Below are 23466 nucleotides of genomic sequence, written 5' to 3'. Positions count from 1 at the left end.
CGGACAGGGGGCGTACGGTCGGGGACATGCGCACAGTCATCGCTGGTGGACACGGTCAGATCGCGCTGCGGCTGGAGCGGCTGCTCGCCGGGCGCGGGGACGAGGTGGCGGGCATCGTGCGCCGCCCGGAGCAGGCGAGCGACCTGCTCGCGGCGGGCGCGGAACCCGTCGTGTGCGACCTGGAGACGGCGGACGTCGCCGAGGTCGCCCGGCACCTGGAAGGCGCGGACGCGGTCGTCTTCGCCGCCGGCGCCGGACCGGGCAGCGGCAGCGCACGCAAGGACACGGTGGACCGCGGGGCAGCCGTGCTGTGCGCGGACGCCGCCGAGGCGGCCGGGGTCCGCCGCTGGCTGATGGTCTCCGCCATGAGCGCCGACGCCTCCCTCCAGGGCACCCCCGAGGGCATGGACCCCGTCTTCGCCGACTACCTGCGGGCGAAGGGCGCCGCCGACGACGATCTGCGGGCCCGCACGAACCTCGACTGGACGGTGCTGCGCCCCGGACGGCTGACCGACGGCCCCGGCACCGGCCGCGTCCACCTCGCCCCCGAGACCGGCCGCGGCGAGGTCACCCGCGACGACGTGGCCGCCGTCCTGCTCGCCCTCCTGGACGAGCCCCGCACCGCGGGCCTCACGCTGGAACTGATCGGCGGACGCATGCCGATCCCCGAGGCGATCGACGAGGTCGCCGGGGTGGCGGGCAGCTGACGCCCTTGGGGCCCGCACCCGACGCGGGCCCCGCTCCCCCACACACGCCGAAGGCCCCCGCTGCTCACGCAACGGGGGCCTTCGAACGACTGTGGCGGCGCTAGGATTCGAACCTAGGAAGGCTGAGCCGGCAGATTTACAGTCTGCTCCCTTTGGCCGCTCGGGCACACCGCCTGGGGTTGCTGCCCGACTCCCGCCTGGGGCGGTGCGCCGTGGCAACGAGGTAAACCATACCCGATGGCCGGGGGTGGTTCGCCACCCGGTTGATCCGTGGCCGGGGAGGGGCGCGTCACAGGTGCGCGGCGCCGGGATCGGCCGTGGGGGCGGGGGCCGGCAGTCGGGTCCGGCGTACGGCGTACGGTGCCGTTCGTGACGGCGCGGGGGCGCGTGGACAGGTGGCTAGGCTTTGCGCACGGCCTTCGGGGCCGATTTCTGCCGGATCTATGTACGAGGAGCCAACTCACCATGGCCGACTCCAGTTTCGACATCGTCTCGAAGGTCGAGCGGCAGGAGGTCGACAACGCGCTGAACCAGGCCGCGAAGGAGATCTCCCAGCGCTACGACTTCAAGGGTGTGGGCGCTTCGATCGCGTGGTCGGGCGAGCGGATCGAGATGCGGGCGAACTCGGAGGAGCGAGTGAAGGCCGTGCTCGACATCTTCCAGTCCAAGCTGGTCAAGCGCGGTATCTCCCTCAAGGCGCTGGACACCGGGGAGCCGCAGGCGTCCGGGAAGGAGTACCGGATCTCCGCGTCGCTCCAGGAGGGCATCTCGCAGGACAACGCGAAGAAGGTCGCCAAGGTGATCCGGGACGAGGGCCCCAAGGGCGTCAAGGCCCAGGTGCAGGGGGACGAGCTGCGGGTCACCTCCAAGAGCCGCGACAGCCTCCAGGAGGTCATCGCGCTGCTGAAGGGCAAGGACTTCGACTTCGCGCTCCAGTTCGTGAACTACCGCTGAGCCGCCGCTGCGCTGCCGCTGAGCGTGGTCTCAGCGGTGGGCGGTGGTGCGGCGGTGCCGCGGGGGCGCTCCCGGCGCCGCCCGGCGGCTTCGGGCCCCCGCGCCTGGCCGACGGCCGTACGCGGGGTCCTGCGGCTTTCCGGCCGTCCGCTCGCCGGGGGCGGGGCGCCGGGGCCACGCGGGGCGCGGGTGCCCCGCGTGGGTGGGGCCGCTCGCGCGGCGCGTCCGGGCGTCGCGGTCCGCGGCCCGGCGGAGACGGTTCACCAGCGGTAGTGCGGATACGCGGCGGGGGCGCTGGTGGAGACGATCTCGCGGCCCAGCGGCATCAGCGAGACCGGCACCATCTTGAAGTGGGCGATGCCGAAGGGGATGCCGATGATGGTCACGCAGAGGCCGATGCCCAGCATGATGTGGCCCAGCGTGAGCCAGATGCCGGCGAAGATCAGCCAGATGATGTTGCCGATGCCGGAGGCGGCACCCGCGTCGTGCCGCTGGACGACGGTCCTGCCGAACGGCCACAGCGCGTACGCCGCGATACGGAAGCAGGCCAGCCCCCAGGGGATGGTGATGATCAGTACGCAGCAGATGAGCCCGGCGAAGATGTAGCCCAGGGCTATCCACAGTCCGGAGAAGATCAGCCAGATGAGGTTGAGAAGGGTTTTCACCCGGGCCAGCCTGCCATCTTCTCCAGCCGGGCGACACGCTCGGCGATGGGAGGATGTGTGGAGAAGAGCTTGGTCATGCCGCCTTCTCCGCGCCGGAACGGGTTGGCGATCATCATGTGGCTGGCCGTCTCCAGCCGGGGTTCGGGCGGCAGCGGCAGCTGGGCGGTGCCCGCCTCCAGTTTGCGCAGGGCGGAGGCCAGGGCGAGGGGGTCACCGGTCAGCCGCGCACCGGAGGCGTCCGCCTCGTACTCGCGGGAGCGGGAGACGGCGAGCTGGATGAGGGAGGCGGCCACCGGTCCCAGCAGCATGATCAGCAGCATGCCGACCAGTCCGGGGCCCTCGTCGTCGTCGGAGCGGCCGACGGGGATCAGCCAGGCGAAGTTGACCAGGAAGAGGATCACGGAGGCCAGTGCGCCGGCGACGGAGGAGATGAGGATGTCCCGGTTGTAGACGTGGCTCAGCTCGTGGCCGATGACGCCGCGCAGCTCGCGTTCGTCGAGGAGGCGCAGGATGCCGTCGGTGCAGCACACGGCCGCGTTGCGCGGGTTGCGGCCGGTGGCGAACGCGTTGGGTGCCTGGGTGGGAGAGATGTACAGCCGCGGCATGGGCTGCCGGGCGGCCGTGGACAGCTCGCGGACCATGCGGTAGAGCTGCGGGGCCTCGAACTCGCTCACCGGGCGGGCCCGCATCGCGCGCAGCGCCAGCTTGTCGCTGTTCCAGTACGCGTACGCGTTGGTACCGACCGCGACCAGCAGGGCGACGACCAGGCCCGTCGTACCGAAGAAGCTCCCGATCACGATGATGAGAGCGGACAGTCCTCCGAGGAGCAGAGCTGTCCTCAGCCCGTTGTGCCGGCGGTGCACGGTACGCCCTCCAGATGGTGCTGCGGGGCCCTGCGCGGGGTGGACCTTCCACCCGCTGTGGCCCCCGTCCTGTGGTCCCTCCCTTCCTCGTCAACGGAGAGCGCCCGTTCTCGGTTCCCCGCACGTCGGAGCGGGTCCCGGCACGTCCGAGCACGTCGGAGCGGCGGCCGGGGCGGGCACGTCCGGGCCGGTGGCGGCCGTCGGTGCGCGGCGGGGCGGCCGGCGGGTCAGAACAGGGTGGTGGCGGCGAAGCCGAGGACGAGCTGCGGGGCGCCGGAGAGTGCGAGGGCGAGCACTCCGGTCAGCGCGATGGTGACGGTCAGCGGCAGCGGGAGCCACCGCGCTCTCCCCGCCGTCGGCTGCACCGCGGGCCGGAAGAGCAGCGCCAGCCAGGTGAGGTAGTAGACGAGGGCGATGACGACGTTGACCGCCATGACCACGGCGAGCCAGCCCAGGCCCGCGTCCACGGCCGCCGAGAAGACGGTGACCTTGGCGAACAGACCGATGATCCCCGGGGGCAGCCCGGCCAGGCACAGCAGGAAGAAGGCGAGCGCCGCCGCGGCGAACGGGTGGCTGCGCGCCAGGCCGCGGTACTGGTCGAGCCGCCCGTCCTGGGCGCTGTCGTCGCCACGGTGCCGGAGGGCGGCGACGACGGCGAAGGCGCCCAGGTTGACCACCGCGTACATCAGCGCGTAGGCGACCGTGGCGCCCACCGCTGCGTCCCGGTGGCCCTGGTGGTCCTGGTGGCCCGCGGCGGCCAGCGGCACCAGCAGGTAGCCGGCCTGGCCGACGGAGGACCAGGCCAGCAGCCGCACCGCACCGTGCGCGCGGTCGGTGCGCTGCCGCAGGGCGCCCAGGTTGCCGACGGTCATGGTGAGCGCCGCCAGCACGGCCAGTGCGGGCCCCCAGGCGTGGGCGTAGGGGGGGAAGCCGCGTACGGCGACCAGGATCAGCCCGGAGAAACCGGCCGCCTTGCCGACGACCGACAGGTACGCGGCGACCGGTACGGGGGCGCCGACGTAGGTGTCCGGCACCCAGAAGTGGAAGGGCGCGGCGGCCGTCTTGAAGGCGAATCCGATCAGGGTGAGCGCCACACCGGCGGCGGCGAGGGTGCCCAGCCGGCTGTCGGTGTGGGGCAGCCGTTCGGCGACGGTCTCCAGGTGCATGCTGCCGGTGGCCGCGTAGACGAAGCTGACGCCCAGGAGCATCACCGCCGTGGCCGTCACGGACGACAGGAAGAACTTCAGCGCCGCCTCCGAGGAGAGCCGGCTCCCGCGCCGCAGTCCGACCAGTGCGAAGGCGGGGAGGGAGGCGACCTCCAGAGCGACGACGAGGGTCGCCAGATCGCGCGCGGCGGGCAGCAGTGCGGCGCCGCAGGCGGAGGAGAGCAGCAGGAACCAGAACTCCCCGGCCGGCAGCCGCTCCTGCGCTACGGCCGTCATCGACAGCAGGGCCGTCACGAGGGCGGCGCCCAGCACCAGGAGCTGGATGCTGAGGGTGAAGGTGTCGACGACGTAGCTGCACGCGCGCGGGCCGGCGGTCGTACAGAACGTGGCGCGGCGCCCGCCGGTCAGCGGCAGGAGCGCCAGCAGGGAGAGGGCCAGGGCGGCGGCCGACAGCGGGCCCAGCAGGCTCTTGCGGCGTTCGGTGAGGAACAGGTCGGCCACCAGCACCGCGAGCGCGGCCAGGGCGACGATCACGGGCGGCGCGACGGCCACCCAGTCGACGCTCTGCACCAGGCTGTGCGCGCCGCCGGCGGCGAGGTCGTGCGTACCCGGGGAGGGGGTGGGCGCGGTCATCGGGTCACTCCTGGCAGGAGGTTCTGCACGGCCGGGTCGGTCAGCCCCAGGAGGGCCGCGGGCCACAGCCCGGCGAGGACGGTGAGGACGACCAGCGGCACCCATGCGGCGTACTCGTGCCCGTGGACGTCCGGCAGGGCGGCGGAGGAGCCCGCGGGACTGCTCGTGGCCGGGTCGCCCATGCAGACCCGGCGTACGACGAGGAGCAGGTAGGCGGCCGTCAGCAGGGTGCCGAGCGCTCCCAGGGCGAGGAAGACCGCGTAGGCGGGCCTGCTCAGTCCTGGGGCCGGGTGGTAGGCGCCCAGCAGTGCCAGCAGTTCGCCCCAGAAGCCGGCCAGTCCCGGCAGCCCCAGGGAGGCGACGGCGCCGAAGGCGAGCAGGCCGCCCAGGCGTGGTGTTCTGCCGTAGAGGGCCGCTCCGGTGGTGCCGGCCAGGGCGTCGAGGTCGCTGGTGCCGGTCCGGTCCTTGAGGGCGCCGACGAGGAAGAACAGCAGCCCGGTGATGAGGCCGTGCGCGATGTTCGCGTAGAGGGCGCCGTTCACACCCGTGTGGGTGAGGGTGGCGACGCCGAGGAGCACGAAGCCCATGTGGCCCACCGAGGAGTAGGCGATGAGCCGTTTGAGGTCTCCCTGCGCGCCCTTGCGGGCCAGGGCGAGGCAGGCGAGCGATCCGTAGATGATGCCGACCACGGCGAAGGCCGCCAGGTACGGCGCGAAGGTGTGCGCTCCCTCGGGTGCGGCCGGCAGGAGGATCCGTACGAACCCGTAGGTGCCCATTTTCAGCAGCACTCCGGCCAGCAGGACGGAGCCCACGGTGGGCGCCGCCGTGTGGGCGTCGGGGAGCCAGCTGTGCAGCGGCCACATGGGTGCCTTGACGGCCAGGCCCAGCCCGATGGCCAAGGCGGCCACCACCTGGGTGCCGTGGCTCAGTCCGGAGCCGTGCTGCTGGGCGAGCCGCACCATGTCGAAGGTGCCGGCGTTGCCGCCGAGCACGAGCAGGCCGAGCAGCATCACGACGGACCCGAGCAGCGTGTAGAGCACGAACTTCCAGGCGGCCGGACCCCTGTCCTTGCCGCCCCAGCGGGCGATGAGGAAGTACATGGGGATGAGCACCGTCTCGAACGCCAGGAAGAACAGCACCAGGTCGAGCACCGCGAAGGTGGCGAGCGTGCCGCACTCCAGCAGGAGCAGCAGGGCGACGAACGCCTGCGGGCGGGGCCCCTGCGGCCTTTTTGCGTAGCTGTGGAGGGCGCACAGGAACGTCAGCAGCGCGGTGAGGACGAGCAGCGGCAGGGAGATGCCGTCGATGCCCAGGTGGAGGCGTACGTCCAGGGCGGGGATCCAGCTCACGTCCGTCTGGGCCTGCATGACGCCCGGATGGTCGTGGTCGAAACCGAGCGCCAGGAGGACGGTGAGTACGAGGACCGCGCCGGTGACCGTCACACCGTGCCGCAGGACGGCCTGTTCGGGGCCGCGCCCGCGCAGTCCTGGCGGTGCGGGCAGCAGTGCGGCCACCGCGCCCAGCAGCGGCAGGGCGACGACGGCGGCGAGGAGCGCCTGGAGGACGGTGTCGTCGAGCGGGATCACGTCACGCCCCTCCGTTTCCGGTCGCGGCCACCACGGCGATCACGGCGACCACGAGGGAGCCGGTCAGCAGCGCGCCGAGGTAGGTCTGCACGTTGCCCGTCTGGGCGCGCCGCACGGCGGCGCCCAGCAGCCGGGAGCCGCCCGCGGCGCCGGCCACATAGGTGTCGACGACCTCGCGGTCCAAGAAGCGCACCAGCCGGGCCGCCCTGGCCATGGGCCGCACCACCACGGCGTCGGCGAGCGCGTCCAGGTGGAAGCCCGCGGCGGCGTGCCGGTGCAGGGGGCCCAGCAGCATGACCGAGGGGTCGGCGTCGTGCTCCGGGCGGAGGGCGGCCAGCGCCGTGCTGTGCCGCCAGGTCGCGTAGGTGAGGAGCCCGCCCACCAGGGTCACCCCGGTGGCCAGGACGGAGGTGGCCAGGGTGGGGGTGAGGGAGGCGCCGTCGAACCAGTCGGGCAGGGCGAGGAAGCCGAGCCCGAGGGCGATCGAGGGCACGGCGAGTACCCACAGGACGGCGTTCATGACGAGCGGCATGCGCGGCCCGTCGTGGACGTGCACGGGAGCCGGTTCGGCCAGTGCGGTCTCGGGTGCCTGCTGCGGCACCTCCTCGGGGACGCCCTCGGCGGCCTTCTCGCTGTCCACGGCCAGCGGTGCCGCGGCCGGGGCACCGCGGAAGGCCAGCAGCCACAGACGTGTCGCGTAGGCGGCGGTCAGCAGGGCGGTGAGCAGTCCGGCGGCCAGCACCACCCACCCGGCGACCGCGGGCGCCGCGTGTGCCCCGTGGAAGGGGGCGTGCGCGGTGCCGAACGCGGCGTGCTCGGCAGCCGCCAGGACGGCCTCCTTGGAGAAGAACCCGGCGAACGGCGGGACGGCGGCCAGGGCCAGCAGGGCGACGCTCATCGTCCAGCAGGCGTCGGGTGCCCGTTTCGCGATCCCTCCGGTGCGCGCCATCACGGTCAGCGAGTTGGTGCCCGCCGCGTGGATGAGGACACCGGCCGCCAGGAAGAGCAGGGCCTTGAACGCGCCGTGGGTCAGCAGGTGGAAGACGGCGGCGCCCCGGTCGGCGACGGCGAGCGCGGCGGCCATGTAGGCGAGCTGGCTGATCGTCGAGTAGGCGAGGACCCGTTTGATGTCGTCCTGGGCGAGCGCGGCCAGTGCCGCACCGGTCATCGTCAGGCCGGCCAGCACCGCCAGCACCGTCAGGGCGGCGGCGGAGGCCGTGAAAACCGGCAGCAGGCGGGCCACGAAGTAGACGCCCGCCGCGACCATCGTCGCCGCGTGGATCAGCGCCGACACGGGTGTCGGGCCGGCCATCGCGTCGGGCAGCCAGGAGTGCAGCGGGAACTGTGCCGACTTGCCCGCGACCCCGGCGAGCAGCAGCAGCGCGATCAGCGTCGGGTGGGTCAGCTCGAAGCCCGACAGGGAGGAGGTCAGCCGGGTCACGACGGTGCTGATGCGGAAGCTGCCCGTCTCCGAGGCCAGCGCCAGGATGCCGATGAGGAACGGCACGTCACCCAGTTTGGTGACGAGGAACGCCTTGAGGGAGGCCGAACGCGCCGCGGCCGTCTCCCAGTAGTGGCCCACCAGGAAGTACGAGCAGATGCCCATGACCTCCCAGCCGACGAGCAGCACGATCAGGTCGTCGCTGTAGACGACGAGGAACATCGCCGCCGTGAACAGGGACACCAGCGCCGCGTACGAGGAGTAGCGCGGGTCGTCGCGCAGATAGCCCGTCGAGTACAGCTGCACGCAGGTGGCGACGACGCCGACCAGGACGGCGACGAGCACGGCGAAACCGTCGAGATTGAGCGCGAGCTGTACCGGCAGGGCGGCGTTGCCCGTCGGGGCCAGTTCCGTCGCGGCCCGCACGGGCGCGCCGCCGCCCTGCCGTACGGCGACGAGGACGGCCAGCACGGCGGCGGTCAGGGTGGGCAGCACGGCGAGCGGGCGGACGAACCCGGGGGCGCGGCGGCCCAGCAGGAGTCCGGCGAGCGCGCCGAGTGCGGGCAGGGCGGGGACGAGCGCTGCCAGGGTCGTGGTGCTCAAGCGGGCCGCCTCCCTGCGGCGGGGCCCCGGACTTCCCGGCCGGGACCGCTCTCGGCGTCGTTGTCGGTGGCGGGCGCCGGGCTGTCGCCGTCCCGTCCCGTTCGTCGTGACCCGCCGCCGGGCCCGCCCCGGGGCGGGCCGTCGTCCTCGCGCAGGTCCCTGAGCCTGTCCACGTCGGCGCTGCCGCGATTGCGGAAGACCAGCAGCACGACGGCCAGTCCGATGCCGATCTCGGCCGCGGCGATGGCGATGGTGAACAGGGTGAGCGCCTGGCCCGCGTGCAGGGTGTCGCGGAGCCAGACGTCGAACGCGACCAGATTGAGGTTGACGGCGTTGAGCATCAGCTCGACGGCCATCAGGACGAGAACGGCGTTCCTGCGCGCGAGGACGCCGTACAGGCCGACGCAGAAGAGGAGGGCGGCGAGGACCGCGGGATAGGCCAGGTGCATCAGCGCTCACCCGCCGCGCGGTCCGTGGCGCGCGCGTCGGCGGTCTCCCCCGCCTCGGCCGTCTCTGTCACGTCTGCTGTGCCTGCCGTGCCCGCAGTGTTGTCGGTGTTGTCGGTGTTCGCGGTGTTCGCGGTGTTCGCGGTGTCCGCCGCCGTGCGTCGTCTGGAGAGCACGATGGCGCCCACCAGCGCGGCCAGCAGCAGCACCGAGAGCGCCTCGAAGGGCAGCACCCAGTGCCGGAAGAGGGCCTGGCCGGTCACCTCCGTCGAGCCCTCCCCCGGGCCGGTGCGCCGGTCCAGGTCGATCCACGTGGTGCGGAAGGCGTCCACGACGACCGTCACCAGGGCCGCCGCCGAGACGACGGAGACGGCCGACGCCACCCACCGGTTGCCCGAGTCCGCGTCGGGCGAGCGCCCGATGGGTGCTTTGGTCAGCATCAGTCCGAACAGCAGCAGGACGACGACGGAACCGACGTAGATGAGCACCTGCACCCAGGCGATGAACTCGGCCGACAGCAGCAGGTACTCGACGGCGATCCCCCCGAGCGCCACCACGAGCCACAGCGCCGCGTGCACCAGTTGCTTGGTGGTGACGGCGACCAGCGCGGCGCCGAGGGTGACGAGCCCGACCAGTACGAAGACGATCTCCACCCCGGTCGGGGAGAGGAAACCGGGGTGCCCGGCCGCCAGGGGCCGGGCCTCCGCGAGGGACGCCGCCTGTGGGGCGGCGAGGGCCTGCGGGACGAGGGACTGCACGAGGCTCACCGGTCACCGCCCCGGTCGTCCGGGCCGGAACCGGCGTCGCGCGCGTCACCGGTGCGGTCGTTCGGGGCCGTGCCCCTGCCGTCGGTGCGGTCGTCCGGGGCTGTGTCCGTGCCGCGCTTCTCGCTGGTGGGGCCGTCCGGAGCCGGGTCCGTACCGCCGGCGCGGTCGTCCGGGGCCGTGCCCGCGCCGCGTTCCCCGCCGGTGGGGCCGTCCGGAGCCGTGTCCGTGCCGTCGGTGCGGCCGTCCGGGGCCGTGTCCGCGCCGTCGGTGCGGTCCGTCGTGTCCTCGCGGGTGATCTCCCGCCCGGTCGGCTGGTCGGCATCCGGCATGTCCGGCCGGGCGGTTTCCGCTCCGGTCCGCCGCGGGGCTTCCGGATCCCGTCCGGTCGGCTGGGCCGGCTGCTCACGGTGCGCGGCGAGTTCGTCCGCCGCGGCCCGCGCCTTGTCGGCCTGCTCCTTCGCGGGCCGCTCCCCCGCGGGGCGTTCCTTCACGGAGCGCTCCTTCACGGGGCGCTCCTTGGCAGAGTGCTCCCCCGCAGGGCGTTCCCTCGCCGCCTGCTCCTTCGCGGGCCGGTCTCCACGCGCCTGCTCCTTCACGGGGCGCTCCGCCGCAGGCCGCTCCGTCGCGGGCCGGGAGGCGGCCGTCTCCGTGCGGGCTGCCGCCTGGGCCTGCGCCGCCTTGTCCGCCGCCTTGCGGGCCGCCGCCAGCTCCTTGGCCTCCTCGGCGCCCTCGTCCAGCGGTGGCGGCTCGGGCACCGTCCACATCCACTCGCGCAGCTTGTCCCGCTCATGGGTCAGCTCGCGGATGTCGGTCTCCGCGTACTCGAACTCGGGCGACCAGAACAGCGCGTCGAAGGGACACACCTCGATGCAGATGCCGCAGTACATGCACAGGGCGAAGTCGATGGCGAACCGGTCCAGGACGTTGCGGCTGCGCTCACGTCCGCCCGGTGCGGCGGGCGGCACCGTCTCCTTGTGGGAGTCGATGTAGATGCACCAGTCCGGGCACTCGCGGGCGCACAGCATGCAGACCGTGCAGTTCTCCTCGAACAGACCGATGACGCCCCGGGTGCGGGGCGCCAGTTCGGGCTGGGTGTCCGGGTAGTGCTCGGTGACCGACCGCCGGGTCATCGTCCGCAGGGTGACGGCGAGCCCCTTGGCCAGCCCGGAGCCGAAGGCCCCGCGCGACGAGCGGGAGCGTCCCTGCGCGGAGCGGTCCGCCCCCGCCTGGGGCGCGCCCTCGGGGGGCGTCGGGGACACGGCTACATCACCACCTTGACGACACCGGTGAGGGCGATCTGGAAGAGGGCCAGCGGAACGAGCGCCGTCCAGGCCAGCCGCTGGATCTGGTCCTCGCGCAGCCGCGGGTAGCTGACCCGCAGCCAGATGACGCCGAACGCCAGGACGCCCGTCTTGAGGAGCATCCACAGCCAGCCCAGGCCGTCCGCGAACGGTCCGTGCCAGCCGCCGAGGAACAGCACGGCGGTCAGTGCGGACAGGACGACGATGCCCGCGTACTCGGCGAGCAGGAAAAGCGCGAAGCGCAGCCCGGTGTACTCCGTGTACGCGCCGAAGATGATCTCCGAGTCGGCCACGGGGGCGTCGAACGGCGGACGCTGGAGTTCGGCGAGGCCCGCGGTGAAGAAGACGACGCCACCGACGAGCTGCCACGGCAGCCACCACCACTCCCACACGCCGAGGATGCCGGGCAGGGAGAGGGTGCCGGCGGCCATCGCCACGGAGGCGGCGGCCAGCAGCATCGGCAGCTCGTACGCCATGAGCTGGGCGGCGGTGCGCAGCCCGCCCAGCAGCGAGAACTTGTTCGCGGAGGCCCAGCCGCCCATGAGGGAGCCGAGGATGCCGACGCCCATGACGGCCAGCACGAAGAAGATGCCGGCGTCGAGCGCCTGCGCCACCCCGCCGCCGGGTGCGACCGGGATCGCGACCAGCACCAGGAGGTAGGGGATCAGCGCGAGGGCCGGAGCGAGCTGGAAGACCCGCCGGTCGGCGCCGTCGGGGACGATGTCCTCCTTCTGCGCGAACTTCACCCCGTCGGCGACGAGCTGGGCCCAGCCGTGGAAGCCGCCCGCGTGCATCGGCCCGACCCGGCCCTGCATGTGGGCCATCACCTTGTGTTCCGCCTGCCCGACGAGCAGCGGCAGGAGGAGGAAGGCGAGCAGGACGGCGACGATCCGGACGGTCACATCGAGAACGTCCATCAGTCTCCGTACCCCCGGTCGTCCTCGGCCGCGTCCGACCCGGCACCCGACCCCGTGTCCGACCCGGCGCTCGATGCCGCATCGGGCCCGGCGTCCGATCCGGCGCCCGATGCAGCGTCAGGCCCGGCGTCCGTCTCCGGGCCGGGCCCGGACCGGTGCGGCTCCCCCGGGTCTTCCGGCGGGGTGCCGGCCCCGGGCGGGGTGCCGGTCTCCGGCCGGGTGTGGTGCCAGGGTGCGTCGGTGGAGCGGGGCGTACGGCGGCGTGCGGCGTCCGTCCGGCCGCGCTCACGGTCGGCCGTGCGCCGATCGTCGGACGCCGCGTTCCCCGTTTCGGTGTCCTCGGGCGCGGTGTCCTGGGGTGCGTTGTCCTGGGGCCAGGGGTCCTCGGGCGCCGGCGGCGTCGTGTCCGGTGTCCCCTGCCGGGCCGCCCGTTGCGAAGCGGAGCCCTCACCGGCGGAACGGGCCCGCCGGGGCCTGCGCGGGGCGGCTTCGGCCCTCTCCACCGCTTCGGCGCTCTCCGCCGCGTCGGCGCCCTGCGCCGACGCGGCCTCCTGCCGCTGCGAGGCGGAGCCCTCACCGGCGGAGCGGTTGCGGCGGGGCCTGCGCGGGGCCGCCTCGGCGCTCTCCGTCCCGTCGGCGCCCTGGCGCTGCGAGGCGGAGCCGGCCCCGGCGCTGCGGGTGCGGCGCGGGGCGTCCCCGGCGGCGCGGCGCGGGCGTTCCCGGGTGGGGGCGGCGGGGAGGGTGCTTTTGAGCGGTCCCCATTCGTTGGGGTCGGGCACGCCGGGGGGCAGCATCTGACGGCGTTTGGGGCCGCCGTGCCCCGACTCGCCGGGTTCCTTGGCGCCGGGCCACGCCTTGGCGACGCGGGCGGCGAGCACGAAGTCCTTGCGCAGCGGGTGTCCCTCGAAGGTGTCGGGGAGCAGCAGCGGCACCAAGTGGGGGTGGCCGGGGAAGTCGATCCCGAACATCTCGTGGGTCTCACGCTCGTGCCAGGCGGCGCCGGCGTAGACGCCGGTGGCGGTCGGCAGGGCGGGGGCCTCGTGCGGCACGGTCGTCCGCAGCAGGAGGGCGCGCACACCCGCCGCCGCGCCGGGGGCGTGCAGTGCCACCAGGTGCGCGCAGACGCGGAAGCCGGTGCCGGGCTCGTCCACCGCGCTGAGCCAGTCGAAGAAGGTGCAGCCCAGCTCGTCGCGGGCGGCGGTCAGGGCGCTGATCCAGGAAGCGGCGGGGACGTCCACGGTGAGCAGTCCGTACGCCTCGGCGGCCGTGGCCCCCTCACCGAAGAGGTCTTCGGCGGCGCGGGGCAGCCAGCCCGGGTGCGGGGAGGCGGGGTCCGGGTGCGGGGGCTGCGGCGTCACCGTGGGCCCTCCTCGCCGTCGCGGCCGGCGGCGGACTGTTCGCGCTCCGTCTGCCGCGGGGCGGTGCCAGGGGGTTCCGGCGGGGTGACCAGGCCGCTGGTGAGGGCGGCGGCGGAGGGGCCGGCGCCGCGGGCGTAGCGGTCGGCGGTGGACTCCGCGGCGATCTTCTCCTGGAGCTTGAGGATGCCCTGGAGCAGCGCCTCGGGCCGGGGCGGGCAGCCGGGCACGTACACGTCGACGGGGATGATCTGGTCGACGCCCTTGGTGACGGCGTACGAGTCCCAGTAGGGGCCGCCGCAGTTGGAGCAGGCCCCGAAGGAGATGACGTACTTGGGCTCCGGCATCTGCTCGTAGAGCCGCTTGACGGCGGGGGCCATCTTGTCGGTGACGGTGCCGGAGACGACCATCAGATCGGCCTGGCGGGGCCCGGGCGCGAAGGGGATGACGCCGAGCCTGATGAAGTCGTGCCGTGCCATGGAGGCGGCGATGAACTCGATGGCGCAGCAGGCCAGCCCGAAGTTGAACACCCAGAGGCTGTAGCGGCGGCCCCAGTTGAGGACGACCTTCATCGGCTCGGGTGCCAGGCGGGAGAGCAGCCCGAGGCGGGGCCGGCCCTCGGCCCGGGGCGGCTCGGCGGGGTCCGGGGTGTGCGTTACGTCCATTCCAGGACGCCCTTCTTGTACGCGTACAGCAGGCCGACGGCCAGGAAGCCGAGGAAGACGAACATCTCCGCCAGCGTGATCCCGCCGAAGCCGGGGGCGGCGAACACCGTGGCCCAGGGGAAGAGGAAGACCGAGTCGACGGCGAAGACGACGTACAGGAAGGCGTACACGTAGTAGCGGACCTGGGTGTGCGCCCAGCCCTCGCCCACGGGGTCGACGCCGCACTCGTACGTCAGCATCTTCTCCCGGGTGGGCACCACGGGGCGCAGCAGCCGGCCGGCGGAGAAGGCGGCACCGACGAAGAGCACACCGACGACGGCCACCAGCCCGACGACCGAATAGCCGTGGAAGTAGTCCGGCACCTTTTTTCCGTCCCGAGTCGGTGTATACGTTCGACGATCTGTACGCACGGAGTGTAGGCCCTGCGGCACTCGGAGAGGACAGCCGCGTCACACTCGCAGGCGGCTTGAAGCGGTCCCCGGGACGGCGGCACCGCGGCTTCGGTACGGCGGACCGCGGCCCCGGGGACGGCCCGAGCGCGGCGGCCCGGGGGGTGGGGCCAGCCCTACCGGCGGGACTCCCGCCGGCCGTATTACCCGGCCTGACCACGGCGGGGGATGCTGGGGCCATGACCGCAGCTCCTTCCCCCCGCCGCCCCTGGTGGCTCCTCGTCCTGCGGGCCCCGGCGGCCCGGCAGTCGTGGCGCGAGTTGACGTATCTCGTCTCGGGGCTGCCGACGGCGGGCATCGGCTTCTGCTACGCGGCCGGGGCGCTGCTGTTCGGCTCCGTGCTGCTCGTCACGTTCGTGGGCCTGCCCGTACTGGCGGTGGGGCTGGCCGGCTGCCGGGCGCTGGGGCATCTGGAGCGGGGCCGGGCGCGGTCGCTGCTGGGGCTGCGGGTGGCGGAGCCGGAGCCGGTGCGGGCGGGGCGCCGCTCCGACGGGGTGATGTCGTGGATGGGCGCGCTGCTGCGCAGCGGCGCCTCGTGGCGGCACCTGCTCTACTCGCTGCTGCACCTGCCCTGGTCGCTGTTCAGCACCGCCGTGGGGGTCACGGCGTGGTGCGCGGGCTGGCTGCTGCTGTCCTTCCCGCTGTGGGAATGGACGTTCCCCCGGTACGTGAACCTCCCGGCCCTCCAGGTGGGCGGCGGCGGCATCACCTTCGCCTCGCCCCGCATGGAGGGGGCCCGGGTGCTGGACGGCGCGGCGGAGCAGCTGGCCGTCGCCGGGGTCGGGCTGGTGCTCGTCCTGCTCGCGCCCTGGCTGGTCCGCGGTCTGGTGCAGGTGGACAAGCTGCTGGTCAGCGGGCTGCTGGGGCCGTCGCTGCTGGCCACCCGGGTGACGGAGCTGGAGACGGACCGCGGACTGGTGGTGGACACGGCGGCGGCCGATCTGCGCCGCATCGAACGGGATCTGCACGACGGGGCGCAGGCGCGGCTGGTGTCGCTCGCGATGGGGCTGGGCCTGGCCAAGGAGAAGCTCCAGGAGGATCCGCGGGCTGCGGCTGCGGTGGTGGAGGAGGCGCACGGCGAGGTGAAGCTGGCCCTCCAGGAGCTGCGGGACCTGGCGCGGGGCATCCATCCGGCGATCCTGACGGACCGGGGGCTGGGGCCGGCGCTCTCCGCGCTGGCCGCCCGCTGCACGGTGCCGGTGACGGTCGGCGTCGAGCTGGAGGAGCGGCCCGCCGCCGCGATCGAGGGGATCGCCTACTTCACCGTCTCGGAGCTGTTGCAGAACATCAGCAAGCACAGTGCGGCCCGGCGGGGCTCGGTGGAGATCTGGCGCAGCGGGCAGCGGTTGCTGATCCAGGTGACGGACGACGGCAAGGGGGGCGCCTCGGTGGAGGGCGGTTCGGGGCTGGCGGGGCTGGCCGACCGGCTGGGGGCGGTGGACGGTCTGCTGGCGGTGCACTCGCCCGCGGGCGGGCCGACGACGGTGACCGCGGAACTGCCCTGGCGCTGAGCGGCCGTCCCGGGACGTGGCGGGGAGCGGCCGGTGGCAGGCGGGACGGGGAGCGGTGGGCGGTCTGGGATGCTGAGGCGGTAGACAGTGGTGCGAGTGGGGGACTGTGGGGAACGTGGAAGGCGTGGAGCGCCCGGTGCGCGTGGTGATCGCTGAGGATTCCGTACTGCTGCGCGAGGGGCTGACCCGGCTGCTGACGGACCGCGGCTACGAGGTGGTCGCGGGGGTGGGGGACGGCGACGCGCTGGTGCGCACCGTGGACGAACTGGCCGCCCGGGAAGAGCTGCCCGACGTGGTGGTGGCGGACGTACGGATGCCGCCGACGCACACGGACGAGGGCGTGCGGGCGGCGGTGCTGCTGCGCGGGCGCCATCCGGAGCTGGGCGTGCTGGTGCTCTCGCAGTACGTGGAGGAGCAGTACGCGACGGAGCTGCTGGCCGCCTCCAGCCGCGGGGTGGGCTATCTGCTCAAGGACCGGGTGGCGGACGTACGGGAGTTCGTGGAGGCGGTCGGGCGCGTGGCCGGGGGCGGCACGGCGCTGGACCCGGAAGTGGTGGCCCAGTTGCTGGGCCGCAGCCGCAAACAGGACGCGCTGGCGGGGCTCACGCCGCGGGAGCGGGAGGTGCTTGGCCTGATGGCGGAGGGGCGGACGAACTCGGCGATCGCCGGGGAGCTGGTGGTGAGCGCCGGCGCTGTCGAGAAGCACATCAGCAACATCTTCCTGAAGCTGGGGCTGCCGCAGAGTGACGCGGATCACCGTCGCGTTCTGGCCGTGCTCAGATACCTCGAATCCTGACCGGCGGGAAGGCGCCGGAGCGCGGCCCGGTCGGGCCCCGCGGCGCGACCGGGCACACCGTCGGGGCCGGTGGCCAGGGGCGGCGGCGCGGTGGGCGTGTCGCGGCCGGGCGTCCTTGAGGAACCCTCCAGCAGGGGGGCGGACGGTGGCGACGGGGCGAGCACGACGGACGGATGTCTCAGGAATCTGTCCACGATGGGAACAGCTGGGGGAAGGCAACCCTTAGCAACGTACGATGGCTGACGAGCCGCCGCCTTGAGGGAGGTCCGATCCACCGTGACCAGTCAGGTCAGTAGCCCAGCCGGGCCACAGTCCGGTTCCGAGGAGGGCCCGGACAGCGGACGCGACGCCGAGCGCAAAGAGGTCCGGCGCCTGGACCGGGTGATCATCCGGTTCGCGGGCGACTCCGGCGACGGCATGCAGCTCACCGGGGACCGCTTCACGTCCGAGACGGCGTCGTTCGGCAACGACCTGTCGACGCTGCCGAACTTCCCGGCCGAGATCCGCGCCCCCGCGGGAACGCTGCCGGGTGTCTCCAGCTTCCAGCTCCACTTCGCCGACCACGACATCCTCACCCCCGGCGACGCGCCGGACGTGCTGGTGGCGATGAACCCCGCGGCGCTCAAGGCGAACATCGCCGACGTGCCGCGCGGTGCCGAGATCATCGTGAACACCGACGAGTTCACCAAGCGGGCGATGGCCAAGGTCGGCTACGACAGCAGCCCGCTGGAGGACGGCTCGCTGGACGGCTACAGCGTGCACCAGGTGCCGCTGACGACGCTGACGGTCGAGGCGCTCAAGGGGTTCGACCTCGGGCGCAAGGAGGCCGGGCGTTCGAAGAACATGTTCGCGCTGGGTCTGCTGTCGTGGATGTATCACCGGCCGACCGAGCAGACCGAGGCGTTCCTGCGGTCGAAGTTCGCGAAGAAGCCGGACATCGCCGAGGCGAACATCACGGCGTTCCGCGCGGGCTGGAACTTCGGCGAGACGACGGAGGACTTCGCGGTCTCCTACGAGGTCGCCCCCGCCTCCAGCGCCTTCCCGCCGGGTACGTACCGCAACATCTCGGGCAACCTGGCGCTGTCCTACGGACTGGTCGCCGCGTCCCAGCAGTCGGACCTGCCGCTGTATCTGGGCTCGTACCCGATCACCCCGGCCTCCGACGTGCTGCACGAGCTGAGCAAGCACAAGAACTTCGGGGTGCGCTCCTTCCAGGCGGAGGACGAGATCGCGGGCATCGGCGCCGCGCTGGGCGCCGCGTTCGGCGGCTCGCTGGCCGTCACCACGACCTCCGGCCCGGGCGTGGCGCTCAAGTCGGAGACGATCGGTCTGGCCGTCTCCCTGGAGCTGCCGCTGATCATCGTGGACATCCAGCGCGGCGGCCCCTCGACGGGCCTGCCCACCAAGACGGAGCAGGCCGACCTGCTCCAGGCGATGTACGGCCGCAACGGCGAGGCGCCGGTGCCGATCGTGGCCCCGGCCACCCCGGCCGACTGCTTCACGGCGGCGCTGGACGCGGCCCGTATCGCGCTCACCTACCGGACACCGGTGTTCCTGCTGTCGGACGGCTATCTGGCCAACGGCTCCGAGCCGTGGCGGATCCCCGACGTGGCGGAGCTGCCGGACCTGCGGGTGCAGTTCGCCGCCGGGCCCAACCACGAGCTGGCGGACGGCACCGAGGTGTTCTGGCCGTACAAGCGCGACCCGCAGACGCTGGCCCGCCCGTGGGCGGTGCCGGGTACGCCGGGGCTGGAGCACCGCATCGGCGGCATCGAGAAGCAGGACGGCACCGGGAACATCTCCTACGACCCGGCCAACCACGACTTCATGGTCCGGACCCGGCAGGCGAAGGTGGACGGCATCGAGGTGCCGGACATCGAGGTGAGCGACCCGGGCGGCAACGCCAAGGTGCTGGTGCTGGGCTGGGGCTCCACCTACGGGCCGATCACCGCGGCGGTGCGGCGGATCCGCAAGGGCGGCGACGAGATCGCGCAGGCGCATCTGCGTCACCTCAACCCGTTCCCGCGGAACCTCGGCGAGGTGCTGCGCGGGTACGAGAAGGTGATCGTCCCCGAGATGAACCTCGGTCAGCTCGCCACCCTCGTCCGCGCCCGGTATCTGGTCGACGCCCAGTCGTTCACGCAGGTCAGAGGGCTGCCCTTCAAGGCGGAGCAGCTCGCGACCGCACTCAAGGAGGCCCTCGCACATGGCTGAGACTTCTCCCGGTCTCACGCAGGAGACCGCCCCGGGCACACCGGCCGGGGCCCCGGTGTCCGAGGCACTGTCGCTGGTGCCGCGGGCGGTGGGCAAGCAGTCGATGAAGGACTTCAAGTCCGACCAGGAAGTGCGCTGGTGCCCGGGGTGCGGTGACTACGCCGTGCTCGCGGCGGTGCAGGGGTTCATGCCGGAGCTGGGGCTGGCGAAGGAGAACATCGTCTTCGTCTCCGGCATCGGCTGCTCCAGCCGGTTCCCGTACTACATGAACACCTACGGGATGCACTCCATCCACGGCCGCGCCCCGGCCATCGCGACCGGTCTGGCGACCTCGCGGCGGGACCTGAGCGTGTGGGTGGTCACCGGTGACGGCGACGCGCTGTCCATCGGCGGCAACCACCTCATCCACGCGCTGCGGCGCAATGTGAACCTGAAGATCCTGCTGTTCAACAACCGGATCTACGGGCTCACCAAGGGCCAGTACAGCCCGACCTCGGAGTCCGGCAAGATCACGAAGTCGACGCCGATGGGCTCGCTGGACACCCCGTTCAACCCGGTGTCGCTGGCGCTGGGCGCCGAGGCGTCCTTCGTCGCCCGTACGGTCGACTCGGACCGCAAGCACCTCACCGGTGTGCTGCGGGCCGCCGCCGACCACCCGGGGTCGGCGCTGGTGGAGATCTACCAGAACTGCAACATCTTCAACGACGGCGCCTTCGAGGTCCTCAAGGACAAGCAGCAGGCGCAGGAGGCCGTCATCCCGCTGGAGCACGGGCAGCCGATCCGTTTCGGCGCGCCGGCCGAGGACGGGCTGGGCTCCAAGGGCGTGGTCCGCGACCCGGCCACCGGCGATCTGCGCATCGTGGACGTCCGCGAGGAGGGCACCGACAGGGTGCTGGTGCACGACGCGCAGGCGGCCTCGCCGACGACCGCGTTCGCCCTCTCCCGGCTCGCCGACCCGACGACGCTGCACCACACCCCGATCGGGGTGCTGCGGGACGTGCGGCGGCCGGTGTACGACGACGAGATGGCCGGCCAGCTCGAACGCGCTGTCGAACAGAACGGCAAGGGTGATCTGTCCGCGCTGCTGCACGGCAACGACACCTGGACGGTCGTCGGCTGAGACCGACGACCGACGGACCCGATACGGCCCGGCACCCCACGCGGGTGCCGGGCCGCGTCATGTCTCGCCTCCGACCCTCTTGGCCTGCGACCGGATGCCCGCCGGCCTGCGGCGGAGCCGATGACAGGACCATAAGCTGGTACGGAAATGACAAGAGGGGATGCGTCCCGCTACCTTCGACAGGCTGGTACGCCAGATCCGGAACCGAAGACAGGGAGGGCCCATGGCAACGCAGAGCGCGCAGCGCACCGGTCTGTTGTTCGGATTCGCGGCGTACGGCATGTGGGGGCTCCTCCCGCTGTACTGGCACGCCCTCGCGGACACCGGAGCCGGTGAGGTGCTGGCCCACCGCATGGTGTGGTCGCTGCCGACCGCCGTGGTGATCCTCGCACTGCTGCGCCGCTGGTCCTGGGTGACCGAGCTGATACGCCGGCCCAAGACCCTGGGCCTGGTCGTCCTGGCCGCTGCGGTGATCTCCCTCAACTGGGGACTGTTCATCTGGTCGGTCAGCGCCGACATGGTGCTCGAATCGTCCCTCGGCTACTTCATCAACCCGCTCGTCTCCATCGCCTTCGGCGTGCTGCTGCTCCGGGAGCGGCTGCGCACCGCCCAGTGGGTGGCCGTCGGTGTCGGCGCCCTCGCGGTCGTCGTGATGTCCGTGGCCTACGGCAAGCTGCCCTGGCTCTCCCTCAGCCTGGCGCTGACCTTCGCCACCTACGGGCTGATCAAGAAGCACATCAAGCTGGACGGCGTGGAGGGCTTCAGCGCCGAGACCGCCGTGCAGTTCCTGCCCGCGCTCGGCTTCCTCGTCTACCTGGGGGTGCGCGGCGACTCGTCCTTCACCACGGACGGGCTCGGCCACGCCCTGCTGCTGGCCTGCGCCGGTGTGGCGACCGCGCTGCCGCTGATCTTCTTCGGGAGCGCGGCCGTGCGGCTGCCGCTGTCCACGATCGGGCTGCTCCAGTACCTGGCCCCGGCGTTCATGTTCGTCCTGGGTCTGACGGTCTTCCACGAGGAGATGCCGCCGGAGCGCTGGGCGGGCTTCGGCCTGGTCTGGCTGGCCCTGTGCATCCTGACCTGGGACGCGCTGCGCAACGCGCGCCGCGGCCGGGCCGCGCTGCGCGCCGCGGCCGAACGCGCCCGCGTCCAGGGCGAGGAGGGTGCGGCCTCCGCGGTGGCCGAGGTCTCCGAGGCCCCCGAGCGCCCCGCGGCCAAGCCCTGACCCTCGCGGGGGCCCGCCCGCCGGTCAGACGGTGACGTCGCGCGTGGAGAACCGGGCCCAGGCGGCGGAGGCGAACACCGCCGTGTAGGCCGCCTGGAGGCCGAGGTTCTTGACGATGCCGTCCCAGTAGACCGGGTCCCGCAGCAGGTCGGCGAAGCTGAGCCAGTGGTGCGGGAAGAGGAACGGCTGGACGGCCTCCAGCTGCGGGATGGCGTTGAGGATCTGCACCGTGATCAGCAGTCCGACCGTCGCCGCCATGGCGGCGACACCGCTGTCGGTCAGCGTCGAGACGAACAGGCCCAGCGCCGCGAGACCGACCAGGCTGACGGCGACCGCCAGCGCGATGGCCAGCGCCCTGGCGAGCCCTTCGCCGAAGGAGACGGAGGTCCCCGACAGCAGCGTGACCTCACCCGTGGGGAAGAGGAGGGCGCCGGTGACCAGGGCGAAGACGGCCACCGTGAGGGTGGCGACCAGACAGAAGGCCAGCACGGCGGTGAACTTGGCGGCCAGCAGCCGGGTCCGTCCCGCCGGGGCGACCAGCAGATAGCGCAGGGTGCCCGCGCCCGCCTCGCCCGCCACGGCGTCGCCCGCCACCACACCGACCGTCATCGGCAGGAAGAACGGCAAGGTGGCGGCCAGTGAGGTGAAGACGAGGAAGAGCCCGTTGTTGGTCACCTGGGAGATGAACGCGGGCCCTCCCTCGGCGCCTCCGCCTATCGACCCCCCGTCCCGTGTCTCGATGCGCACCGCGAGGCCGACCACGACCGGTACGGCGGCCAGCACCGCGAGCAGGGCCAGGGTGCGCCAGCGCCGGAAGGTGACCAGCAGTTCGCTGCGGAACAGCCCCAGAGTCCACAGGGCGCCGACAGTCGGGGCCGGATGCTGCGCGGCACCGGCCGGCGGTGCTTCAGCCCGCGACATCGAAACCCTCCCCGGTGAGCGAGACGAACGCGTCCTCCAGCGACACCCGCCGCAGGCCGAAGGCACGCACCCGTACGCCGGAGCGCACCAGTGCGGCGTTCAGGGCGGCCGGATCGCCCGGCGGCGGATCGCCGGTGACCTCTTCCCCGTCGGTGACCAGATCCGTCACACCGTGCTCCTTGAGCACCCGGGCGGCGTCACCGGGGTCCGGGGTGGTGACGGTCAGTCTGCCGCGTGCGCCCGCCGACAGTTCGGCGACCGTGCCCTGGGTGACGAGCCGGCCGCGGTGCATGACGGCGGCGTGGGTGCAGACCTGTTCGATCTCGTCGAGCAGGTGGGAGGAGAGGAAGACGGTGATGCCGTCGCCCGACAGTTCGCGTACCAGGGAGCGGATCTCCCGCATGCCCTGCGGGTCGAGTCCGTTGGTGGGTTCGTCGAGGACGAGCAGCTCGCGCGGCTGGAGCAGTGCGGCGGCCAGTCCCAGGCGTTGCTTCATACCCAGCGAGTAGGTGCGCGCCTTCCGCCCGGCCGCCGCCGACAGGCCCACGCGCTCCAGGGCCCGGCCGACCCGTGCGCCGCGGGTGCCCGGGTCCGCGGTCGGGTCGGCCGCGTCGTAGCGCAGCAGGTTGTCGCGGCCGGAGAGGAAGCCGTAGAGGGCGGGCCCCTCGATGAGGGCGCCGATGCGGGGCAGCACCTGCCGTACCGAGCCGGGCATGGGTGCGCCCAGCACGTGCGCGGTGCCGCCGGTGGGTTCGATGAGGCCGAGCAGCATGCGGATGGTCGTCGTCTTGCCCGAGCCGTTGGGCCCGAGGAAGCCGAAGACGCTGCCGCGGGGCACGGTCAGGTCGAGGGCGTCGACGGCGAGCTGGCCGCCGCGGTAGCGCTTGGTGAGACCCCGGGTGGAGATCACCGCGCTGTCGTCGTCGCGTGCGGCGGTCGGCTCGCTCATGTGCCCCTCTCGCTACGAAGCTCCTCGTCCGGCCGGCGGACCGGCGCGGCTGTCTTTCGCCGGCCCCGGGGACCGGCGCGGCTGTCCTTCCCCGCCCCGCAGACCGGCGCGGCTGTCCTTCCCCGCCCCGCAGACCGGCGCGGCTGTCCTTCCCCGGCCCGGGGCCGGCGCGGCTGTCCGCCCCGGACGGCGGACCGGAAACGCCGTTCCCGTCC

20 protein-coding genes, 1 tRNA gene and 1 pseudogene are annotated in these 23466 nt (G+C 73.0%); 7 read left to right on the top strand and 15 right to left on the bottom strand.

From position 1 onward, the window contains the following. The first annotated feature begins 26 nt into the window (after positions 1-26). Positions 27-707, top strand: coding sequence for an SDR family oxidoreductase (locus IO40_RS0118855; RefSeq protein ID WP_016473476.1), 681 nt, complete (start codon positions 27-29; stop codon positions 705-707). Between the two features lie 92 nt (positions 708-799). On the opposite strand, the gene IO40_RS0118850 is transcribed toward IO40_RS0118855, so the two are convergent. Further along, positions 800-881 (bottom strand) — tRNA-Tyr (locus IO40_RS0118850). A 291-nt stretch (positions 882-1172) separates the two neighbouring features. On the opposite strand from IO40_RS0118850, the gene IO40_RS0118845 reads away from it, so the two are divergent. Then, the gene (locus tag IO40_RS0118845; protein WP_016473477.1) at positions 1173-1661 is read left to right on the top strand and encodes a YajQ family cyclic di-GMP-binding protein; all 489 of its coding nucleotides are present in this window, start codon (positions 1173-1175) and stop codon (positions 1659-1661) included. Positions 1662-1921: 260 nt separating this feature from the next. Here the strand turns inward: IO40_RS0118845 and IO40_RS0118840 are convergent, their stop codons facing one another. The 12 genes and pseudogenes from IO40_RS0118840 to IO40_RS0118785 form a co-directional block, all read right to left on the bottom strand. Then, positions 1922-2326: a YccF domain-containing protein gene (locus IO40_RS0118840; protein ID WP_016473478.1), complete on the bottom strand. Its 405-nt coding sequence runs from the start codon at positions 2324-2326 to the stop codon at positions 1922-1924. Further along, positions 2323-3189, bottom strand: coding sequence for a zinc metalloprotease HtpX (gene htpX / locus IO40_RS0118835; RefSeq protein WP_016473479.1), 867 nt, complete (start codon positions 3187-3189; stop codon positions 2323-2325). Before htpX ends, IO40_RS0118840 begins: the two co-directional genes overlap by 4 nt. 227 nt (positions 3190-3416) lie before the next feature. Beyond that, complete coding sequence (locus IO40_RS0118830; RefSeq protein WP_016473480.1) at positions 3417-4988, bottom strand: NADH-quinone oxidoreductase subunit N; 1572 nt, start codon at positions 4986-4988, stop codon at positions 3417-3419. Continuing rightward, positions 4985-6574, bottom strand: a complete 1590-nt coding sequence (locus tag IO40_RS0118825; protein ID WP_016473481.1) for a complex I subunit 4 family protein — start codon at positions 6572-6574, stop codon at positions 4985-4987. Before IO40_RS0118825 ends, IO40_RS0118830 begins: the two co-directional genes overlap by 4 nt. 1 nt (position 6575) lies before the next feature. Then, the gene (locus IO40_RS0118820; RefSeq protein WP_030409532.1) at positions 6576-8618 is read right to left on the bottom strand and encodes an NADH-quinone oxidoreductase subunit 5 family protein; all 2043 of its coding nucleotides are present in this window, start codon (positions 8616-8618) and stop codon (positions 6576-6578) included. After that, positions 8615-9067, bottom strand: a complete 453-nt coding sequence (gene nuoK / locus IO40_RS0118815) for an NADH-quinone oxidoreductase subunit NuoK (RefSeq protein ID WP_016473483.1) — start codon at positions 9065-9067, stop codon at positions 8615-8617. Before nuoK ends, IO40_RS0118820 begins: the two co-directional genes overlap by 4 nt. Further along, positions 9067-9756 carry an NADH-quinone oxidoreductase subunit J family protein gene (locus IO40_RS0118810; protein ID WP_031175787.1) on the bottom strand — a complete coding sequence of 230 codons (690 nt, stop codon included), beginning with the start codon at positions 9754-9756 and terminating at the stop codon, positions 9067-9069. Before IO40_RS0118810 ends, nuoK begins: the two co-directional genes overlap by 1 nt. A 611-nt stretch (positions 9757-10367) precedes the next feature. Continuing rightward, positions 10368-10961 (bottom strand): annotated as a pseudogene (locus tag IO40_RS0118805) (4Fe-4S binding protein); the annotation flags it as partial. 131 nt (positions 10962-11092) lie between these two features. Next, entirely contained in the window at positions 11093-12049 is a 957-nt protein-coding gene (locus tag IO40_RS0118800; RefSeq protein WP_374338618.1) for a complex I subunit 1/NuoH family protein, read from the bottom strand. Then, a complete protein-coding gene (locus tag IO40_RS33760) occupies positions 12049-13407 on the bottom strand; it encodes an NADH-quinone oxidoreductase subunit C (RefSeq protein WP_033229177.1) in 1359 nt (452 codons plus the stop codon). The genes IO40_RS0118800 and IO40_RS33760 overlap by 1 nt, the downstream gene beginning before the upstream one ends. Next, entirely contained in the window at positions 13404-14069 is a 666-nt protein-coding gene (locus tag IO40_RS0118790) for an NADH-quinone oxidoreductase subunit B (RefSeq protein ID WP_033229178.1), read from the bottom strand. Before IO40_RS0118790 ends, IO40_RS33760 begins: the two co-directional genes overlap by 4 nt. After that, entirely contained in the window at positions 14060-14431 is a 372-nt protein-coding gene (locus tag IO40_RS0118785; RefSeq protein WP_016473489.1) for an NADH-quinone oxidoreductase subunit A, read from the bottom strand. The genes IO40_RS0118790 and IO40_RS0118785 overlap by 10 nt, the downstream gene beginning before the upstream one ends. Before the next feature lie 266 nt (positions 14432-14697). Between IO40_RS0118785 and IO40_RS0118780 the strand changes: the two genes are divergently transcribed. From IO40_RS0118780 to rarD, 5 genes are all read left to right on the top strand, one after another. After that, positions 14698-16029: a sensor histidine kinase gene (locus IO40_RS0118780; RefSeq protein ID WP_031175784.1), complete on the top strand. Its 1332-nt coding sequence runs from the start codon at positions 14698-14700 to the stop codon at positions 16027-16029. Positions 16030-16153: 124 nt separating this feature from the next. Continuing rightward, entirely contained in the window at positions 16154-16825 is a 672-nt protein-coding gene (locus IO40_RS0118775) for a response regulator transcription factor (RefSeq protein ID WP_030409525.1), read from the top strand. 276 nt (positions 16826-17101) lie between these two features. Further along, entirely contained in the window at positions 17102-19039 is a 1938-nt protein-coding gene (locus IO40_RS0118770) for a 2-oxoacid:acceptor oxidoreductase subunit alpha (protein ID WP_031175783.1), read from the top strand. Further along, positions 19032-20159: a 2-oxoacid:ferredoxin oxidoreductase subunit beta gene (locus tag IO40_RS0118765; protein WP_031175782.1), complete on the top strand. Its 1128-nt coding sequence runs from the start codon at positions 19032-19034 to the stop codon at positions 20157-20159. Before IO40_RS0118770 ends, IO40_RS0118765 begins: the two co-directional genes overlap by 8 nt. Before the next feature lie 223 nt (positions 20160-20382). Beyond that, positions 20383-21381, top strand: coding sequence for an EamA family transporter RarD (rarD, locus tag IO40_RS0118760; RefSeq protein ID WP_016473494.1), 999 nt, complete (start codon positions 20383-20385; stop codon positions 21379-21381). 24 nt (positions 21382-21405) lie between these two features. Here the strand turns inward: rarD and IO40_RS0118755 are convergent, their stop codons facing one another. Continuing rightward, on the bottom strand, positions 21406-22302 hold the full coding sequence (locus IO40_RS0118755; RefSeq protein ID WP_030409523.1) for an ABC transporter permease: 897 nt from the start codon (positions 22300-22302) through the stop codon (positions 21406-21408). Beyond that, positions 22289-23251, bottom strand: coding sequence for an ABC transporter ATP-binding protein (locus IO40_RS0118750; RefSeq protein ID WP_031175781.1), 963 nt, complete (start codon positions 23249-23251; stop codon positions 22289-22291). The genes IO40_RS0118755 and IO40_RS0118750 overlap by 14 nt, the downstream gene beginning before the upstream one ends. Positions 23252-23466: the final 215 nt, after the last annotated feature.

Source organism: Streptomyces albus subsp. albus (assembly GCF_000725885.1).
GTDB classification, from domain to species: Bacteria; Actinomycetota; Actinomycetes; order Streptomycetales; family Streptomycetaceae; genus Streptomyces; species Streptomyces albus.
This window is presented reverse-complemented; position numbering and strand designations above follow the sequence as displayed.

Coding starts and splice junctions, on each gene's coding strand:
- IO40_RS0118855 (WP_016473476.1), top strand. CDS start 27: ATGCGCACAGTCATCGCTGGTGGACACGGTCAGATCGCGCTGCGGCTG.
- IO40_RS0118845 (WP_016473477.1), top strand. CDS start 1,173: ATGGCCGACTCCAGTTTCGACATCGTCTCGAAGGTCGAGCGGCAGGAG.
- IO40_RS0118830 (WP_016473480.1), bottom strand. CDS start 4,988: ATGACCGCGCCCACCCCCTCCCCGGGTACGCACGACCTCGCCGCCGGC.
- nuoK (WP_016473483.1), bottom strand. CDS start 9,067: ATGCACCTGGCCTATCCCGCGGTCCTCGCCGCCCTCCTCTTCTGCGTC.
- IO40_RS0118800 (WP_374338618.1), bottom strand. CDS start 12,049: ATGGACGTTCTCGATGTGACCGTCCGGATCGTCGCCGTCCTGCTCGCC.
- IO40_RS0118790 (WP_033229178.1), bottom strand. CDS start 14,069: ATGGACGTAACGCACACCCCGGACCCCGCCGAGCCGCCCCGGGCCGAG.
- IO40_RS0118780 (WP_031175784.1), top strand. CDS start 14,698: ATGACCGCAGCTCCTTCCCCCCGCCGCCCCTGGTGGCTCCTCGTCCTG.
- IO40_RS0118765 (WP_031175782.1), top strand. CDS start 19,032: ATGGCTGAGACTTCTCCCGGTCTCACGCAGGAGACCGCCCCGGGCACA.
- rarD (WP_016473494.1), top strand. CDS start 20,383: ATGGCAACGCAGAGCGCGCAGCGCACCGGTCTGTTGTTCGGATTCGCG.
- IO40_RS0118755 (WP_030409523.1), bottom strand. CDS start 22,302: ATGTCGCGGGCTGAAGCACCGCCGGCCGGTGCCGCGCAGCATCCGGCC.
- IO40_RS0118750 (WP_031175781.1), bottom strand. CDS start 23,251: ATGAGCGAGCCGACCGCCGCACGCGACGACGACAGCGCGGTGATCTCC.